This is a genomic window from Salinivibrio sp. MA607 (genome assembly GCF_001996245.1).
Taxonomy (GTDB): Bacteria; Pseudomonadota; Gammaproteobacteria; order Enterobacterales; family Vibrionaceae; genus Salinivibrio; species Salinivibrio costicola.
This window is the reverse complement of the sequence record NZ_MUFJ01000012.1, coordinates 52,301-69,961: the sequence shown is the minus strand read 5'-3', so window position 1 is coordinate 69,961 and position 17,661 is coordinate 52,301. Positions and strand designations below refer to the sequence as shown.

Sequence of the window (17,661 nt, the reverse complement as noted above, 5' to 3'; positions counted from 1 at the left end):
ACAGGATCATGATTCCTACCTATGAAAGTGACTTTAACCAAACAGCAGAAGCTTGAACTCGACCGCCAACATGGGACGATATCAGTAAGATCACCGAAGAAGGTAAGGTGCTTGCTAGGTCAGATAAAAACTGGTCATGAGCCGACTTAGAGCACTGCTTTGACAGTGGAAAGGCCTTTTCATATGTTACTCTTCATGATTTGCTCCGGGAGTCAACAGGGATCACGGATCCCTTTTAGGCGTGCTACTAAATAATAACTACTTATCTTTCTTGCTCGGGCTCAACTGCTTATCACACCATTTTTCAATAGAGGGTGCGTATAAGGTGAACAGGCCAATGATCATGGCGATGGCGCAGATTACATAGATAGCTGTCATTACACCCCTCCTTATTGGTTAACTTTAGTATACACCTTGTTTAGCCTTTCCTCGGCCTCAAGTGCCGAGGATGGCCGTATTTTTAGGTTAGGTTGATGAAGATGGTTTGGTATCTGTATCAAACTGCTTGATCAGGACTGAGGTATCACTTCGACCGTATCCGCGTTGTTGCAGCTGACTGTACTGTTGATCTACTTGCTCGGTTAAGGGAAGGTTCACGCCTAATTTGGCGGCTTCTTCTAAACAAAAGCCAAGATCTTTACGCATCCAATCAATCGCAAAACCAAAATCAAACTGATCCTGTGCCATGGTCGATGCGCGATTATCCATTTGCCAGGAGCCCGCGGCTCCATGCTTAATGGCATTGATCATTTTTTCGATATCGAGATCAGCGGATTGCGCGAAGGTGAGTGCCTCGGATAACCCTTGCAAGACGCCGGCAATACATATTTGGTTGGCCATTTTACAGCGCTGGCCACTGCCATGCGGGCCAATATGCTGGATTGCGCTGGCATAGACGTTCATGACGGGTTCAACGTCACTGAACACAGTTGGATTGCCACCGACCATAATGGTGAGGGCGCCTTTTTCTGCACCGGCTTGGCCGCCTGAGACGGGGGCATCGAGAAAACTTAGCCCTTGACGCTCGCATACTTGTGCTAACTCAAGGGCCAGCTCTGCAGAGGTAGTAGTTTGATCCACCAAGGTACTGCCTTTTTTCATATTGGCCAGCACACCAATGTCGCCATAGACCACACTGCGTACGTCATCATCGTTACCTACGCACATAAAGACAATGTCAGCGTCAGTGACTGCCTCAGCAGGGGTACATCCACTCTGTCCTTGATAGGTTGTACACCAGCTTTCGGCCTTGCCGGGGGTTCGGTTGTAAACCCGGATTGGGTAGCCGTTACGTTGCAGGTGGCCGGCCATCGAAAATCCCATCACGCCGAGGCCAATAAAAGCCACTTTGGTCTTGTTCACTTGCATATCGTCACGCTTCCCTGTTGTGGATTAGGTAGTAATCTATCAAAAACTTAACCTTTCTTGTATATGTCAATGTTAAGCTTGTATCATCTTCTTTTGTGTTGTGGCACGGATTATTATGACAGCACGACAACCATTCTCATTAACCATCGCGCATATTAACGATACGCACTCACACTTTGAGTCTACGCCTGTCTCGCTCAGCTTAGATAGCGAAGACACACGGGTATATGCCAATTGCGGTGGATTCGCACGCATTGCATCGGCGGTGAAGCACTTTCGTCATCAGGCTGAACAAAATCAGCACGGCTTTCTGTTTCTGCACGCCGGTGATTGCTTCCAGGGCACGCTGTATTATTCCTTGTTTAAAGGAAAAGCAAATGCCGACATGCTTAATCGCCTTGGGATCGACGCGATGGCCATCGGTAATCATGAACTGGATCAAGGTAATGGGCCCGTTGCCGATTTTCTCGATGATATTGAGTTTCCTTTACTTGCCGGTAATTGGCATGTGGATGATGAAGCAAAAGACAAGCAAAAACGGGTAAGCGATAGGCCTAGCTTGATGCCATACCTGCCAGAGCACGCACGTGCGAGCACCCTGATCAAAACCTACGCGGGCCATCAGGTTGGTCTGTTTAGCTTGGCGGTTGAGCAAATGGCGGCACTGGCACATCCCGATCACGATACGCCGTTTTTGCCTGCCACCCAGATAGCTAAAAATACGGTGGCGTATTTGCGTGCTCAAGGGGTCAACACCATTATTTTGTTAAGCCACCTTGGTTATGACAAAGACAAGGCACTCGCTGCAGCAGTCAAAGGCATTGATGTGATTGTGGGAGGGCACACACATGTCTTACAAGGCGATTTTCAAAATATTGGTCTCGAGGCCCAAGATCCATACGGGTATCAAGTGAATGATACTTGGATTGTGCAAGCCGGGTGCCATGCGCAATCTATTGGCCGTTTTACGTTATCCATCGATGAAAAAGGTCGGCCAACAGCCTTTAACGGTCAAAATTACGTGCTGCTTGGACGCAGTTTGGCGATGGATGCGTCGCGCGAGCAGCAATTAACCGACACCTCTTATCAAGCGGCGCGCGACTATCTGAGTAGTCAGTCGAATGTACTCATTTTGCCGAGTGATTTAGATCTAAAACGCCACTTGCAACAGACATATCGTCCACAAGTGGCACAATTAGAGCGTGATATTGTCACGCATGTGCCCGAGCGTTTACGCCATGTTCGCGTCCCTGACGGCGAAGGTAGTAGCGACGTGGCTCCTTTGGTCACCGAGAGTTTTCTTTGGGCGGCGCGTGAGCAAGGGATTGATGCGGAGTTTGCGATACATAATGCGGGAGGGGTTCGAGTTGGATTGAACGCTGGCCCGCTTTCTGCTGCATTAATTGCCGGTACACTGCTGCCGTTTGCGATCGACGTGATTGCGTATCGAGTGACAGGCGAACAAATCCGCAGCGCGTTAGAAGGGGCAATCAATAACGCGACCAACAATGGCGTTGCTGGCCTTGGGACCGGCAGTTTCCCGTATTGTGCCGCTATCCGTTATCGTTATGAAGCGTGGCGCCCGATGGGGCGCCGCATCACCCAATTAGAAATCAAACGGGGTGAGCATTGGGTGGCGATGGACGATGCGCACCGATATACCGGTGTGTCCTCATCTTATACGGCACAAGGAAAAGAGGGCTATGACGCACTGCAAACAGGCCGTCGTCGCTCAATTGGTTTATCAATGGCGGAGTGTTTTATTCGGTATGCACGGCAGCAAAACGCACTCGCGCTCCCGAGCCAGCCTTTAGTGTGTTATTTGAGTACACCCGATCAGACTCAAACCTGTTGGGGTCAATAATTTGGCCCATCCTTTGCTTATTCATCGATAGGTTGCACGTTCGGCATAACGTTGCCGTTAGATTAAGTTTGGGTCGTTATTGTCGATAACAGTAATGGGTGACCTGAATGTAGCCATACTATCGAAAGGTGAAGGTGATGGAAAAACGTGATTGGTTTGATGTGGGGTTGATTAGCTTTTGGCTGATAGCTTGGGCATCTTTGGTTTATTTTGTACCGGTTGTATAAATCAACCGCGCTAGGGTACCTGCGTGTCAGCGCGATGCGCGTGACGCATGGCCCAGCGAACCAAAAGTGGCTGTAGGTAAATGGGTAACTGAATGGCACCGATTAAGGGTAAAAATACCGGGCCAAGTGCGACGCCGGCAACAGTATAGGTCAGTAATACATTGCGATTTACGGCGGTCACCGCAGCGATCATACTGGCTGCTTGTCCTTGTCGCCGGTATAAACCGAAGGCAATGGTAAAAAAAAGCATGCAAATTGCGACTGAAATTGCTAACAGTTCTAGGGCATACGCTTGATCGTTTTGCCAGGTTTGTCCAAATGGCCCCACCAGCCCCAAAGGAAAGCTAAACACCAGCACAATAGTAAACTGTGCGAGCTTGCCGTGAATGCGTTTGAGTTTTTCGGGCTTGACCAGCGCGTGAAAAATCGCAGCGAACGCCATGGGGCCGAAAATAAATACCACTAATCGAATCACGTAGCTTTGTAAATCGAGTGAAAAAGCATCACCACTGAATATTGTTAAATTGACGAATAAGACAACTGGCATCAGCAACGTTGAGGCGATGGTGTAGGCCATGGCGATCAGCGCGTCCATGCCTAACGAACGGATAATGGCGGGTGTGGCAAACAAGGAGCCGGTTGCGCAGATCCCACTAATCGCGAGTAATAACCCTGTCGATGCACCCAATAACCAAGCGATCGAACAGGTTATCAGCGTTAATACCACCGCATGAATAAATGCATATACCCACACTTGCCACTGGCCCAGTGCTTTTACCAGTAAACCTTGGTGGATGCCAAGCAGTGTAAATAGCATCAGCGCAAACAAAACATAGGGAAGAAAAGGAAACAACGCTAGCGATACCGCTGGAAATGTAAAGCCAATCAGCGCAGCAATAAAAAGAAAGATCGCAGAGTGTCGGGCTAGAAACGCAAGCATGGTCAACACCTTAGTGACATGTGTAACATTGATGTTATCAGGTTTTAATTGATAATCGAGCGATAAATCGCCATTTTTAATAAGTAAGACACGGCTATGTGCAAGTGACAAGGTATCGCATGGGTGTGGGGACGGCTTTCAAACAAAATAAATATAATGACAGCTCAAGGGCACATAAAAGCAAATAGGCGCTTTTTTAACCGTAAGTTAACATGGTTTTCTGATTAGCGATTGCTTGCTTTTCGGATTATAAAAACTAATCCTATGCTTTAATTTTCATCAATTTATCATTGTGGGTTAGCCACCTATACTACGCGCCGAGTGATTCAGAAAATAAAGCGAGGATCGTATGACGACTGCAACGGTTAATATGACACGTTCACGTCGATCTTACGCGGTAACTATCAAAGGACTGATCGCTCATGCCATGGATGTGTTGTTTACCCGCAGCACGCAAGCACCTGCTTATGATGCAAGCCGTTTACCGGCGCATTTGCAGCGTGATATCGGCATAAACCGATAAGACGACAAAAACGTAGACAGAACGCGAAACGCCACATCATCGAGATGTGGCGTTTTTTTATTTGTGGTTTAATCACCCTTGGCATTAACCAATCATATATTGCCTGATTTGTCCGAGCCGAAAGATAAAAAGGAGTAAAGAAAGATGGGATGGTTTTCCACACTTTTTTCTGGTGGTCAATCGAAACAAGCTAAAGCGCCTGTGACCCCAACAGATTACAAAGGCTATTTGATTTATCCCGAAGCGACCGCAGAAAGCGGCCAGTACCGTGTATGTGGGCGTATTTGCAAAGAAATCGATGAACAGGTGATGACCCATCACTTTATCCGTTCTGATCTATTGGGAAATCAAGATGATGCAAATAGCTTGATGATCACAAAGGCCAAAATGATGATTGACCAGAATGGCGACAAGATTTTTGCGCGTGGCGGTTAGGCGATGCTGAGTGATACCAAAATTAATGCATAACTATGAACAATAAAAACAGATAAAGTGTCGATTGGATCACATTTATACCCTAATGGCGATCCTCGCCCTGTGGTGATTAAGGAATAAACTCGTTAAGTTAAGGCTGTTGCGTTGCTAAGCACAAAATTACTGACCCCCGCAACTGAGTGAATAATGGGTGAAACCGTTTTCAATACGAATTTAGTCAGTGAATGTCTCTCAGGTGGTACTCACCTGTGACCATTAAAAAATTTCTTATAAGCCAACATTCAGGGAATAGCTATGCAGATTGGTGTTCCAAAAGAGAGGCTCGTTAATGAAACGAGGGTAGCTGCGACGCCAAAGTCGGTGGAACAGCTTATCAAACTCGGTTTTGACGTGGTGGTAGAAAAGGGAGCGGGCGAAAAAGCAAGCTTCGAAGATACTGCGTACGAACTTGCCGGGGCGACCATTGTTGATACGGATGCCGTTTGGCAGTCTGAGGTCATATTTAAAGTCAACGCACCGGGTGTGATTGAACAAACCGGTCAAGATGAAGTGGAACGACTACAAGCAGGCACCACGCTTGTCAGCTTTATCTGGCCTGCCCAARACGAAGAGCTGCTTGAGCGATTATCGGCGCGCAATGTTAATGTGATGGCGATGGATGCCGTGCCGCGGATTTCTCGTGCACAATCTTTAGACGCGCTGAGCTCGATGGCAAACATTGCGGGCTATCGCGCTATTGTCGAAGCGGCCCACGAATTTGGCCGTTTCTTTACCGGGCAAATCACCGCGGCCGGTAAAGTACCGCCTGCCAAGGTATTTGTTGCCGGTGCAGGGGTGGCAGGTCTGGCTGCGATTGGTGCTGCCGGGAGCCTAGGTGCCATTGTTCGTGCCTTTGATGTTCGCCCAGAGGTGAAAGAACAAGTTGAAAGCATGGGCGCTGACTTTCTTGAAGTGGATTTCAAACAAGACAGTGCAGGCAGCAGTGATGGCTATGCCAAAGAGATGTCGGATGAATTCAATCAGGCTGCGCAAAAGCTCTATGCGCAACAAGCAGAAGATGTCGATATTATCGTCACCACGGCGCTGATCCCTGGTAAACCTGCGCCAACGCTGATTACTAAAGAGATGGTAGACAGCATGAAATCCGGGAGTGTGATTGTTGATTTGGCAGCCGCCAATGGTGGCAACTGCGAGTACACCGAAAAAGACCAAGTCATCACCACGCCAAATGGGGTCAAAGTGATTGGCTACACCGATATGGTAGGGCGCTTGCCGACTCAGTCATCACAACTGTATGCCACTAACTTGGTTAACCTCACCAAACTGCTTTGCAAAGAAAAAGACGGCAATATCACCATTGATTTTGACGATGTAGTCTTACGTGGCGTCACCGTTATTAAAGAAGGCGAAGTGACGTGGCCTGCACCGCCGATTCAAGTGTCGGCACAACCGAAAGCGGAACCTAAACCCGAACCTGCACCGAAAGCAGAGGCGAAAAAAACGTCACGGGCAACCAAGTATGGCTTAATGGCCGCCGGGTTGGGGGCGTTTGGCTGGGTAGCCAACTACGCCCCAAGTGAGTTCCTTTCTCATTTGACCGTGTTTGTGCTTGCCTGTGTTGTGGGCTACTACGTGGTCTGGAATGTAACCCATGCGCTACATACGCCACTGATGTCCGTCACCAATGCGATTTCAGGCATCATTATCGTCGGGGCGCTATTGCAAGTAGGACAAGGGATCGGTTTTGTTACCTTCCTCTCCTTCATTGCCGTGTTAATCGCCAGTATCAATATTTTTGGCGGCTTTACTGTTACAAAGCGCATGCTTGAAATGTTCCGTAAAGGGTAAGGAGAAAGAATGTCTGAAGGATTGGTACAAGCTGCGTATATTGTTGCCGCACTCTGTTTCATTCTGAGTTTGGCTGGGCTCTCAAAGCAAGAGTCTGCGCGTGCCGGTAACTACTACGGGATTACCGGGATGGCCATCGCGCTGGTGGCGACGATTTGGGGTCCCGATGTTCAAGGCGTTGGTTGGATTATACTCGCGATGATCATTGGTGGCGCGATTGGTATTTACTACGCCAAACGGGTTGAGATGACCGAAATGCCGGAGCTGGTGGCGATGCTGCACAGTTTTGTCGGCCTGGCGGCGGTATTAGTCGGTTTTAACACCTATATTGATCATCCACCGCTGACTGGTGCGATGCTTAATATTCATTTAGTTGAGATCTTCTTAGGCGTGTTTATTGGTGCAGTGACTTTCACCGGGTCGATTGTCGCCTTTGGTAAATTGCGTGGCGTGATCTCGTCGAAAGCGCTGGCGTTACCGCATCGTCATAAGCTTAACCTTGCCGCCGTCGTGGTTTCCTTTTTACTGTTGATTAACTTCGTCAATGCCGAAGGCTCCACGTTCGCACTCATTGTAGTGACGCTCATCGCGCTGGCCTTTGGTTATCACCTTGTTGCCTCGATTGGCGGCGCAGACATGCCGGTTGTGGTGTCTATGCTGAACTCGTATTCCGGTTGGGCAGCGGCAGCGGCAGGCTTTATGCTGGCGAACGATCTACTGATCGTCACGGGGGCATTGGTTGGCTCATCGGGTGCCATTTTGTCTTACATCATGTGTAAGGCCATGAACCGCTCATTCATTAGTGTGATTGCTGGTGGCTTTGGTTCAGATGGCACCGCGTCATCGGGTGATGAAGAGGTCGGTGAATACCGCGAGAGTACCGCTGAAGAAGTCGCAGAAATGCTAAAAGACTCCAACAGTGTTGTGATCGCACCCGGCTATGGTATGGCCGTTGCGCAAGCGCAATATCCTGTTTACGAAGTAACAGAAAAACTGCGTAATATGGGCATTGACGTGCGATTCGCGATTCATCCCGTTGCAGGGCGTTTGCCTGGGCATATGAATGTGTTGCTCGCAGAAGCGAAAGTCCCCTATGACATCGTATTAGAGATGGATGAAATTAATGATGATTTCCCAGATACGGATACGGTACTGGTGATCGGAGCCAACGATACGGTTAACCCCGCCGCAATGGATGACCCGTCTAGTCCCATTGCGGGCATGCCCGTACTTGAAGTCTGGAATGCTAAAAATGTAGTGGTCTTTAAACGCTCAATGAATACCGGCTATGCTGGGGTGCAAAACCCATTGTTCTTTAAAGACAACAGCACCATGCTCTTTGGCGATGCGAAACAAAGTGTCGAGGCTATTTCTAAAGCGCTATAGTTAAATTCAAAGGCACTATAGTTGAACTCTGGGACGCTATTATTTTAAAGAGCTCGTCCTTCAAAAGAGCCAGTGATTCAGCTGGCTCTTTTTTTGTGCACGATCGCCGGCGCTGGATGTGAGTAAAAGCTATCTTGCCTAATAGCTATCTTGCGTAAAAGCTATCTTGCATCCTGACAGTCTGAACTTACAATGCACTGACATTATTTATAGGTTTGGTGGTAAGCTGTCACTATGCGAATTCTGCTGCTAATTATTTTTACGTTGACAGCTTGGCCAGCGATGGCGGCGAGTACATTTTCAGAGCAAATGACTGCGTTCCGGGCTCAGTTACTGTTGGCGGATCCTGTTGCTCGTTATAACCTCATCGGTATTAACCGTGCTTTTCCACGCGTATTACTCAGTCCAGAGAGCCTATTGCCACAGACGGCGCGCTACCCACTAAAAGATATTCGCCGGCTGTATCAGGCTGCGCAAAAGTGTCAAGGACCTTGGCCAGTGAATCCGCAAGTGACAGAGCCTTTGGTGTTTACTCGTGCCATGTGTAATAACACCCAGCTTCCGGTTGCTTGGTTTTCTCGCTCTGGGTTTATTCATCCAGGTGGCGGGAGCTATGCGGCCAAATACGCGGAGAAATATCCAGCGCGACGCAGCGAGCTTGTGCGCTTTTTTCATATCCAAGAGCGACCCAAAGCCGAACCTGACAGTTTACTCGGTCGACTGCAAAGAATGGATTCATCAGCCGTCGAGGCATTGAATAGCGGCGCTAAAACCTTGGTCAGTCAAAATGAAATGTGGATCCGTGTGGGCAGCTATTACCATTTGTATGCCGCGCAGCAATGGCAACCTCTTGTTGCTGAATTTGATTTACACCTTACGCCTCGGGGGGAGCAAGATTTTTGTTTGGCCCGTGTGGGGAACATTTGTTGGAATGAAGAAAAAGCGCCTAGCTATTGGCCTTATCTTGTCGGCGCGCTGATTATCATCAACCTGGTTGCCCTCGGTGGTTGGGGATTCAACCGATGGACGGTACAGCGTCGGTTGATGCAAGAGCGTATGCTGGTATTACAAATATTGACGCACGAGTTACGTACCCCCATTGCCAGCTTGTCGATGACGGTTGAGGGGTTTCGGCGTAAATTCGATACGTTACCAGAGCCCTTTTATGATGAGTTTCGTCGTTTGTGTGAAGATTCAAGGCGTCTAAAACAGCTGGCGGAAGCGAGTAAGGATTACTTGCAGTCGAATCAAAAGCCATTGGGCAAAGAAACGATTCCGTCTATTGAAGAATGGTTAGGATACATTTGTGAAGAACATCAAGTGACGCTTCAGGTGAGTCAAGATGGCGCGGTGCGGGCCAATGTCTATTGGTTGACGACATCATTGAACAATTTGATTGCCAATGCGGTCAAATATGGTGTCGCCCCGGTTGAAGTGCATGCAAAGGTATCAGCGGATCGTTTCACCATTGCAATATGCGACCAAGGCGATCTGACCGCCAAGGATTGGAAGCACATACGTAAACCCTTTGTCAGCCAAAGCGGTCTTGGGCTCGGGCTGACGATCGTAGAATCGATGATTGAGAGAATGGGGGGCAAGTTAATCCTTTCTGGTCCACCCACCACATTTACTTTGGAGATTCATTGTGACGCAACCGACGTTACTTCTGGTTGAAGATGATGCCAATCTAGCAGACGGCTTATTGGCAAGTTTGGAGCAAGCGGGCTACCAGTGTTTATATGCTGATAGTGCGACGAAAGTTGCTGAGTTATGGCGTGATGCGGATCTTGTCATCTTGGACCGCCAACTGCCTGAAGGCGACTCAATCGAATGGCTCGCGGATTGGAATAAACTCAAAACCGTGCCAGTGATCTTGTTGACAGCCATGGTGTCCGTGCGTGATCGCGTTGGCGGGTTAGACTCGGGCGCTACCGATTATATCACTAAACCCTTTGCCGAAGCAGAGCTGCTCGCGCGCGTGCGTGTCCATCTTCGTCACCCTGTCGGAGAAGCGGAAATATCGAGTGACGATCTCGTGATCAATGAGGTGAGAATCGATACCGCGAGTCGTGCAGTCTTTTGTGGTGACCAAGAGATGACATTGACACGCACTGAGTTTGACTTGTTGCATTTCCTCGCCAAAAACGCAGGGCGTGTATTTACGCGTGATGAATTGCTCGATCAAGTGTGGGGGTATAACCATTATCCTACCACGCGTACGGTTGACACCCATATATTACAACTACGCCAGAAGCTGCCCTCGGTGAATATCGAGACGCTACGTGGCGTCGGCTATCGCATGAAGGCATGATGAAAACGCGCGCTCTCTTTGGACTATTAGCAACTATGCTGGGTGCTGGTGGCGCGCAGGCCGCGTGGTTTAACGGCAATGACGCGTTAACCAGTGCCCATCAGCGCCTATTAAATGGAAAAACCGCAGCCAGTGTAGAGGCCATGATTGAAGCCTGGCAGCAACCCAATCTTTCTGCTGCCAAGCAGGATCATCTCGCTCAGCTGCTTGCGCTCGCGATCACGGAAGACTGTGGGCGCAGTTTAAGCCAAAAGACATTGCCTGATTGGTTGAGCAATATATCTGTGCGTCGCGAAACGGTCCAAACCACGAGTCGGGTGTATTATCGGCTCCAAGTGTCAGGGGAGTCGCAAACGGGGGTGGATGCACTCACGTTAAAAAAATGGCCGGATAAAACGGTGATGCATGGTGAGTTCTCTCCGGCGCAGCAACACGGTTGGCGTTTGATCAAAGATGGCCTTTCCGATCCTATTTCCCAAGGTCTTTATCAACTCACAGCAGAGTCAGTATCAGGCCATACGTGGTCGAGTTGGTTGCTTCTGACCCAGCCTCAGCCACGTCAAACATTGAGCTGGAAAGATACCCGAAGCTGGCACATTGCCCCTTTTGATGATTTTAACTCAACCTGTCAACGGCCCTTTCTGAGCCTTAATCTGTATCCGCACAATCAACCGGATGGTGCCCCGATCTGGTCTGCTGAAAAGCATAAGCGGCTTCCTACTCAGCTGCCAATGTTAGATGTGCCTAATGGTCAATACTGGTTTAGTGTTGCCCTGATTGAACGGCGCTGGCAGGGCGCGCTGTCAATTGAAGAAGTTCAGCGTATCGGCCGGGCGATTGATTTACCGGATTTGGATCCTGACGCTTTAAATAGGATAGCGCCGAGCCGCTCGGACAAACAAAGTGACGAATAAATAGACATTTGCGTTATGGTCAATTTGATAAAGTTCACACCTTTTTAGTGAGTTCGGTCCAATTTTTCACTTTTACCTCTATGCTTGCCTTTTAAATAGCAAATCAAAACATAGGGGTAACGCAATGACCTTTAAAACAAAAGCGCTTGTGGTGGCACTGGCCGCATGCTCAACCAGTGCGTTGGCGGCGACTAACCCAACCGATGCCCGTGCCAATGCCATGGGTGGGGTAGGCGTGGCATCGGGGGATTATCTTTCCGCAGGCTTTCATAACCCAGCTTTGGCTGCACTTGATCCCGATAGCGCGTTTGGGGTGCTTATCCCGTATATTGGTGCCGAAGCGCGAGATCCCGATGAGCTTATTGACGGCCTCGATGATGTCGCCGATGCGTTTGACCAACAAGATGCAACAAAAATTGAATCTTCACTGAGAGCGGTGCAAGGCGATAAAGCCTACGTCAATGCCGGTGTTGGTGCTGCGGTGGGGATTCCCACAGGCTCTATCTCGGCGACACTCTATACATCGGGGCTAATTGAAGGCGCGGTGTTACCTGATGTTCGAGACTCAGATATAAGTGATGCTCAGGGAGGAAATAACAATTTTACACCAGAATCTTCCGCAACCATTCTTGCCGCCGGGGTTGGTGAGTTAGGGGTGGCACTGGCAACCAACCTTGATATTGCCGGCCAGCGCGTTGCGGTGGGCGTGACGCCGAAACTACAGAGAATTACCACCTATAATTACGGCGTCGCGGTTGACGACTACGATACGGATGATTGGGATGACAGCCGCTACCGCGAAGAAGAAAATGCTTTCAATCTTGATTTGGGCGCCGTGTGGCAATCGGGCCCTTACCGGGTCGGCCTTGCTGGTAAGAATTTGGTTAGCCAAGATGTCGATACCGTAACCATTAAAAGAACGGGTAACCGTTTCACTTATGAGCTTGAGCCGCAATTTACCCTGGGCTCGGCGTTTGTGTCTGATTTTGTGACCGTTGCTGCCGATTTAGATCTCAACAAGAAAAGCGGCTTTAAAGGGACGCTTAATGTGGATGATGACACCCAGTTTTTCCGAGTCGGGGCAGAGTTTGACGCCTTTGGCCATGCGCAACTACGCACCGGCTATCGTGCGGATCTAGAGGACAATGTCGATAATGCCTTTAYCCTCGGTCTTGGTTTATCCCCCTTTGGTGTCGCCAATCTTGATATCGCCGCGAGTATCATCGATAGCAACAGCTATGGTGGTTCCGCTCAGCTGGCCTTTACGTTTTAAATCAGTTACTGCATGACAAATGATTGGGCAGGCCCTAAAATGGCCTGCCTTTTTTAATCATCACTTACCAATCATTGATCATCAAGAGAGTAACCGAATGTTTGACGGCGTTACGCTAAACCACGAGCAACAACAAGAAGCGGCAGAGCGCATTCACGCGCTGATGGCAAAAGGCATGAGCAGCGGTGAGGCGATTATGCAGGTTGCCAATGAAATACGTTCGCAAGCAGCGCAAGCGGCTCAAGCCTCTTCGTCTGAAGAGTGAGACACACTGCAAACATATTGTGTTTTTATTTACAATTCCAACAATCCCTGATTAATTTAAAGTAGGTCAGTAAAGGAGTGTTGGATGGGTAGTCGGCTGGAACAAGCGCGAGAGTGGGCGAGGGTAAGACATGCCCTCCAGCGGTATGGCGCTCAGCCCTATCGTTGTCACCTGGATCATGTCGAGCGGATTGCCACGCCTTTTGGTGAACAAGCACGTATTGTGGCGCAACTGCACGATATTTTGGAAGACACCGCGACGCGTGTGGATGAGATCTCTGCGCTTTTCGGCCCCACGGTAGCCCGCGCTGTGATGCTGGTGACCGATCCGCGCCGACCCAATCGCGAAGAGCGAAAACGCGCGTTAAACCAGCGTTTGATTGTGCTTGATGTCACGGATGAGGCGGCTTGGCTTGCCTTGGTGGTAAAAACCTGTGATCGACTCGCGAACGTCATTGCCAGTAGTGAACACAGCCCAAAACGGTTTGAGCAATATCAACGCGAACACGGCGGCTTTCGCGTTGCTGTATATCGCCCCGGTTTGTGTGACAACTTATGGCAAGAGCTAGATGGCTTGATTGATGCCGGCCAACACGCAGACCGACATCCTGATCATCAGCTCCACGCGTCGATCTCTTAACCGCTGTTTTCGACGACGCTGTTAATGCTTAGTCGTTAGTTATCTAAGTCATACACAGTCGGGACGGGCTGTCGTTTGTGCTGCGTTGCCTGGTACACCTTAATAATCTTCTCTTTCACCGCATTATCGACTGGCTTACCTTCAAGAAAATCATCAATTTGCTCATACGTGAGTTGTAATGCGTCTTCGTCGGCTTTTTGTGGCGATAAGTCTTCCAAATCCGCGGTAGGGACTTTATGAACTAACACATCCGGCGCCTCTAAGTGGGCGGCAAGTTGACGCACTTGGCGTTTATTGAGACCAAATAAAGGGGCAAGATCGCAGGCGCCATCGCCGAATTTGGTATAAAAGCCGGTGATGTTCTCTGCTGAGTGATCGGTGCCGAGGACCAAACCTTGGGTTAAACCGGCAATTTCATACTGTGCAACCATTCGGGCGCGTGCTTTAACATTGCCTTTGGCAAAATCAATCCGCCCTTCGTTTGCTGGCAATAGGCCGACTTCCGACACTGCATCGAGTACCGATTGATGTGTACCGTCGACACCGGGTTTCACATTGACGGTCACGATTTTACTTGGTTGGATAAATGATAGCGCGAGTTGGGCTTCATCCTCATCTTTTTGCTCACCGTAGGGTAAGCGTACCGCGATAAACTGATATTGCTCGGTGCCTGCGGCTTGATTAAGTTCGTCAACGGCTAATTGTGCCAGTTTTCCACATGTTGAAGAATCGACGCCTCCACTAATGCCTAATACAAGACTCCGGGTCCCTGAACGTTGTAGCATGGCTTTGATAAACGCAATGCGACGGCGTACTTCGAGTGCTGCGTCAATCGTGGGTTGCACGCGCATTTCTTCGCGGATCGGGTGTTCCATGTTGTGTTCCTCTTTTTAACTCTGGCATGCGACTTTAATGAAGGTTTGGCTGCGTATTATTGTGCATGATCTCTGGCGCGTTGGGTATAGCCAAATCAATCCCTTCGCGTTGCTGGTTACGTGTTAGGTTTTTGATTGGTTTCATGGCATCATTATGCGCGATATCCACCGCATCCAGAATGGTTCGGCTAAGAGAATACGATGACAGAGCAAATTGCAGTGTTTGGTAGTGCTTTTAATCCGCCGACGCAAGGCCATGCGTCGGTATTAGCACAACTGAACCACTTTGATCAGGTATTGCTGGTCCCTAGCTACAAGCATGCTTGGGGGAAAGCGATGGCGCCTTATGACACTCGCTGTGCGTGGGTGCGGACGTTTATCGATGATGTCGCGCTCTCGAACCTGACACTATGTCAACGCGAGGCATCGCTTGGCGCTGAAGGTGACCCTGTCACAACATTTATGCTGCTGAGTGCGTTACAGCAAGATTATCCAGAGGCCGCGTTAACTTTTGTTGTTGGACCAGACAACTTGGTTAAGTTTGGTCAATTCGCGAACAGTGACGAGATCCTTGCGCGCTGGTCTGTATTAGGAATGCCAGAAAAAGTGGTGGTCCGAAGTACCCACATACGTGAACGACTCCAGCAGGGACTACCCATTAGTGAGTTAACCACCCCGAACGTCGCGGCACAGCTAACCGATTCAGCGTTCAGGGCGTATTAGCACATGATAGATTGATTCGTCTTGTGTATCACGCCTCGAAGGTGTCGGTATAACGCGCATACAGTGATTCTGCTTGCGCGTGCGCGATGCCGATATTTGTCGCCGCCTTGGTTAATGTTTGCCCCGATTTAAGGGCTGCACGGAGTTGTCTCACGATAAAATATTCGTGTAAATCTTCCATGGTCAGTTGCGTGAGTGCTTGTAATTGATAGTGTTGTTCAGCGTTTGCGGGTGGTTGACCTGTTTGCGCTCGTGTCACACAATCTGCCAAGCTTTGGGTTTGTCGGTCGAGTGTTTGTGACGGTGTCATGAGTGAAACCTGATCTAATGCGACAGCTTGAAGCCGGCGTGCTTGCGCTGATGATGACGGCTGATATCCTGACGTAAGCAGTGCACAAAGGCTGGCAACAAGCAGGGGGGACACCTCGATATGGCCAACTTGTGTAGGCAGCTTCTGCGTGACACGTGGCGATATGGCCAGTTGATGTACTCGAGTGTTTGGCGTGATGGTCAGGGCATGCAAACACTCAAATGGAAGCCAAAACCCTTGACCACTATGCACAGGGATGTCGGCTTTCCCTAAGCGAACAAATACGACGCCGTCTTCAACAAACAGCAAATTAGCCGTGTAACGACGCTTACGAGGCGTGAAAGTCAGTGATGATGGTTGGTAAAACGTATGTTCGCTGGTGTACTTCATAATGGCGTCTCAATGTAACAAGGCGGCAATGGTGAGCACTTTTGCTGTTAAGGTCAAGTACACACCCCGAAAGGGAACCCTTTTGGTACAATAAGGTCTGACCTCCAACCTGTGGAAAATATCGGTGGATTCACTTTGAATCCTTGTTTGGCTGCGTAAAATAGCGCGGTTTTTATTAGCTATAATGGAAGAACGTGCAGACAGTTAACGATCCCTATCAAGAGATTCGTCCTTATTATGACGAAGAAGTTCCAGGTGCGATTCAGCGTCTTATTCAAGATGATGAATTTATCAATGCGATTCTGTCTTATCGCTATCCACACGCATCCGGCCCGCTCGGTTGGCTACTCAAGCCTGCGCTAAAACTGTATCTGACCAAAAAGTGGAATAACATCAGAACCGTACAGGATGTGCAGCTACATGTTGCCAGCTATATGCGCAAGATGATCAAAACAAGCTGCGATAAAGTCACGGTCTTCGGTGTTGAAAATCTCGACCCAAGCCAAGCGTACCTCTTTGTCTCGAATCATCGGGATATTGCCATGGATCCCGCCTTAGTGAATTGGTGTTTGCATCAGCGCGGATTAGATACGGTAAGAATCGCCATTGGTGATAACTTGTTGCGTAAGCCGTGTGCAACGGAGCTGATGAAACTGAATAAAAGTTTTATTGTTAAGCGCTCTGCTAAAGCCCCCCGTGAAATGATGAAATCGCTATCACAATTATCCGCTTACTTACGTGTTTCTCTCGATGAAGGGCAGTCTATATGGATTGCGCAACGAGAAGGGCGAGCAAAAACCGGCGAAGACATCACTGATCCTGCGATCTTAAAAATGTTCTTTATGGAAGGCCGAAAACGTAAGCAAGATTTTGATACGTACATGGGCAACTTAAACGTGGTTCCTGTAGCAATATCGTATCAAAACGACCCTTGCGATCTGGACAAAGCGACGGAATTGGATGCGGTTAAACGATTAGGGGCGTACGAAAAGAGTGAGTTTGAAGACATTCAGACCATCGTCAAAGGTATCGTCGGCAACAAGCGCCATGTTCATGTCGCCTTTGGTGAGCCAGTGACATTGTCACAAGATACGCCTGACTCCATGGCGGCGAAGATCGATAGCCAAATTCATCAGCTGTATCGGCTGTATCCGGCCAACTATATTGCGGCTGGGGTAGAACATGACAGTGTCACACCAGCCGAACGCCGTCTTTACGAGCAAAAAATTGCTCAAGCGCCTGAAGCGGCGCGTGAATATTTGCAACAAATGTACGCCAATCCAGTTCTCAACCAACAGACAGTAGGTGCTGTTCTGTCAGATGACGACGTCGTCGACGTTGTAGGAGAACAAAACGCCGAGTGACCTTGT

General features: G+C 49.1%; 17 protein-coding genes and 1 pseudogene. 13 read left to right on the top strand and 5 right to left on the bottom strand.

All coding sequences use genetic code 11. The features are described from left to right. Positions 1-25: 25 nt before the first annotated feature. Positions 26-184: pseudogene (locus tag BZG81_RS15925) on the bottom strand (IS4 family transposase); the annotation flags it as partial. Between the two features lie 281 nt (positions 185-465). Continuing rightward, positions 466-1,362 (bottom strand): NAD(P)-dependent oxidoreductase, encoded by an 897-nt coding sequence (locus BZG81_RS07685; protein ID WP_108743478.1) that lies wholly within the window; start codon positions 1,360-1,362, stop codon positions 466-468. A gap of 121 nt (positions 1,363-1,483) precedes the next feature. Here BZG81_RS07685 and BZG81_RS07680 point away from each other — a divergent pair, with 121 nt between their 5' ends. Continuing rightward, positions 1,484-3,232, top strand: coding sequence for a bifunctional metallophosphatase/5'-nucleotidase (locus BZG81_RS07680; RefSeq protein WP_077677103.1), 1,749 nt, complete (start codon positions 1,484-1,486; stop codon positions 3,230-3,232). A 237-nt stretch (positions 3,233-3,469) separates the two neighbouring features. Here the strand turns inward: BZG81_RS07680 and BZG81_RS07675 are convergent, their stop codons facing one another. Further along, a complete protein-coding gene (locus tag BZG81_RS07675) occupies positions 3,470-4,399 on the bottom strand; it encodes a hypothetical protein (protein ID WP_198533637.1) in 930 nt (309 codons plus the stop codon). Between the two features lie 349 nt (positions 4,400-4,748). Here BZG81_RS07675 and BZG81_RS15700 point away from each other — a divergent pair, with 349 nt between their 5' ends. From BZG81_RS15700 to BZG81_RS07630, 10 genes are all read left to right on the top strand, one after another. Next, the gene (locus BZG81_RS15700; RefSeq protein WP_021023852.1) at positions 4,749-4,922 is read left to right on the top strand and encodes a hypothetical protein; all 174 of its coding nucleotides are present in this window, start codon (positions 4,749-4,751) and stop codon (positions 4,920-4,922) included. Positions 4,923-5,066: 144 nt separating this feature from the next. Further along, the gene (locus BZG81_RS07670; protein ID WP_077677102.1) at positions 5,067-5,357 is read left to right on the top strand and encodes an HlyU family transcriptional regulator; all 291 of its coding nucleotides are present in this window, start codon (positions 5,067-5,069) and stop codon (positions 5,355-5,357) included. A gap of 294 nt (positions 5,358-5,651) precedes the next feature. Next, positions 5,652-7,205 carry a Re/Si-specific NAD(P)(+) transhydrogenase subunit alpha gene (locus BZG81_RS07665; protein ID WP_077677101.1) on the top strand — a complete coding sequence of 518 codons (1,554 nt, stop codon included), beginning with the start codon at positions 5,652-5,654 and terminating at the stop codon, positions 7,203-7,205. Between the two features lie 9 nt (positions 7,206-7,214). After that, a complete protein-coding gene (pntB, locus tag BZG81_RS07660) occupies positions 7,215-8,591 on the top strand; it encodes a Re/Si-specific NAD(P)(+) transhydrogenase subunit beta (RefSeq protein ID WP_021023849.1) in 1,377 nt (458 codons plus the stop codon). 234 nt (positions 8,592-8,825) lie between these two features. Beyond that, positions 8,826-10,265, top strand: a complete 1,440-nt coding sequence (locus BZG81_RS07655; protein ID WP_077677100.1) for an ATP-binding protein — start codon at positions 8,826-8,828, stop codon at positions 10,263-10,265. Continuing rightward, positions 10,237-10,902 (top strand): response regulator transcription factor, encoded by a 666-nt coding sequence (locus tag BZG81_RS07650; protein ID WP_077460768.1) that lies wholly within the window; start codon positions 10,237-10,239, stop codon positions 10,900-10,902. The genes BZG81_RS07655 and BZG81_RS07650 overlap by 29 nt, the downstream gene beginning before the upstream one ends. Further along, positions 10,902-11,816, top strand: coding sequence for a DUF2861 family protein (locus BZG81_RS07645; protein ID WP_241827372.1), 915 nt, complete (start codon positions 10,902-10,904; stop codon positions 11,814-11,816). Before BZG81_RS07650 ends, BZG81_RS07645 begins: the two co-directional genes overlap by 1 nt. 124 nt (positions 11,817-11,940) lie before the next feature. Then, on the top strand, positions 11,941-13,089 hold the full coding sequence (gene traF, locus BZG81_RS07640; protein ID WP_077677098.1) for a conjugal transfer protein TraF: 1,149 nt from the start codon (positions 11,941-11,943) through the stop codon (positions 13,087-13,089). A gap of 97 nt (positions 13,090-13,186) precedes the next feature. Further along, positions 13,187-13,354 carry a YoaH family protein gene (locus BZG81_RS07635; protein ID WP_077460953.1) on the top strand — a complete coding sequence of 56 codons (168 nt, stop codon included), beginning with the start codon at positions 13,187-13,189 and terminating at the stop codon, positions 13,352-13,354. 84 nt (positions 13,355-13,438) lie between these two features. Continuing rightward, positions 13,439-13,993: an HD domain-containing protein gene (locus BZG81_RS07630; RefSeq protein ID WP_021023844.1), complete on the top strand. Its 555-nt coding sequence runs from the start codon at positions 13,439-13,441 to the stop codon at positions 13,991-13,993. A gap of 35 nt (positions 13,994-14,028) precedes the next feature. On the opposite strand, the gene nadE is transcribed toward BZG81_RS07630, so the two are convergent. Then, positions 14,029-14,868 carry an ammonia-dependent NAD(+) synthetase gene (gene nadE, locus BZG81_RS07625; RefSeq protein ID WP_077669203.1) on the bottom strand — a complete coding sequence of 280 codons (840 nt, stop codon included), beginning with the start codon at positions 14,866-14,868 and terminating at the stop codon, positions 14,029-14,031. A gap of 201 nt (positions 14,869-15,069) precedes the next feature. Here nadE and BZG81_RS07620 point away from each other — a divergent pair, with 201 nt between their 5' ends. Continuing rightward, positions 15,070-15,591 carry a nicotinate-nicotinamide nucleotide adenylyltransferase gene (locus BZG81_RS07620; RefSeq protein WP_021023841.1) on the top strand — a complete coding sequence of 174 codons (522 nt, stop codon included), beginning with the start codon at positions 15,070-15,072 and terminating at the stop codon, positions 15,589-15,591. A 28-nt stretch (positions 15,592-15,619) separates the two neighbouring features. On the opposite strand, the gene BZG81_RS07615 is transcribed toward BZG81_RS07620, so the two are convergent. Further along, positions 15,620-16,291 (bottom strand): hypothetical protein, encoded by a 672-nt coding sequence (locus BZG81_RS07615; RefSeq protein WP_077576975.1) that lies wholly within the window; start codon positions 16,289-16,291, stop codon positions 15,620-15,622. A gap of 194 nt (positions 16,292-16,485) precedes the next feature. Here BZG81_RS07615 and BZG81_RS07610 point away from each other — a divergent pair, with 194 nt between their 5' ends. Continuing rightward, positions 16,486-17,655 (top strand): 1-acyl-sn-glycerol-3-phosphate acyltransferase, encoded by a 1,170-nt coding sequence (locus BZG81_RS07610; RefSeq protein ID WP_077669202.1) that lies wholly within the window; start codon positions 16,486-16,488, stop codon positions 17,653-17,655. Positions 17,656-17,661 lie beyond the last annotated feature (6 nt).

Excerpts from the sequence above, each read along its gene's own strand:
- BZG81_RS07670 (WP_077677102.1), top strand. The coding sequence starts at position 5,067 with ATGGGATGGTTTTCCACACTTTTTTCTGGTGGTCAATCGAAACAAGCT.
- BZG81_RS07645 (WP_241827372.1), top strand. The coding sequence starts at position 10,902 with ATGAAAACGCGCGCTCTCTTTGGACTATTAGCAACTATGCTGGGTGCT.
- nadE (WP_077669203.1), bottom strand. The coding sequence starts at position 14,868 with ATGGAACACCCGATCCGCGAAGAAATGCGCGTGCAACCCACGATTGAC.
- BZG81_RS15700 (WP_021023852.1), top strand. The coding sequence starts at position 4,749 with ATGACGACTGCAACGGTTAATATGACACGTTCACGTCGATCTTACGCG.
- BZG81_RS07620 (WP_021023841.1), top strand. The coding sequence starts at position 15,070 with ATGACAGAGCAAATTGCAGTGTTTGGTAGTGCTTTTAATCCGCCGACG.
- pntB (WP_021023849.1), top strand. The coding sequence starts at position 7,215 with ATGTCTGAAGGATTGGTACAAGCTGCGTATATTGTTGCCGCACTCTGT.
- BZG81_RS07675 (WP_198533637.1), bottom strand. The coding sequence starts at position 4,399 with ATGCTTGCGTTTCTAGCCCGACACTCTGCGATCTTTCTTTTTATTGCT.
- BZG81_RS07615 (WP_077576975.1), bottom strand. The coding sequence starts at position 16,291 with ATGAAGTACACCAGCGAACATACGTTTTACCAACCATCATCACTGACT.
- BZG81_RS07635 (WP_077460953.1), top strand. The coding sequence starts at position 13,187 with ATGTTTGACGGCGTTACGCTAAACCACGAGCAACAACAAGAAGCGGCA.
- BZG81_RS07655 (WP_077677100.1), top strand. The coding sequence starts at position 8,826 with ATGCGAATTCTGCTGCTAATTATTTTTACGTTGACAGCTTGGCCAGCG.
- BZG81_RS07680 (WP_077677103.1), top strand. The coding sequence starts at position 1,484 with ATGACAGCACGACAACCATTCTCATTAACCATCGCGCATATTAACGAT.
- BZG81_RS07630 (WP_021023844.1), top strand. The coding sequence starts at position 13,439 with ATGGGTAGTCGGCTGGAACAAGCGCGAGAGTGGGCGAGGGTAAGACAT.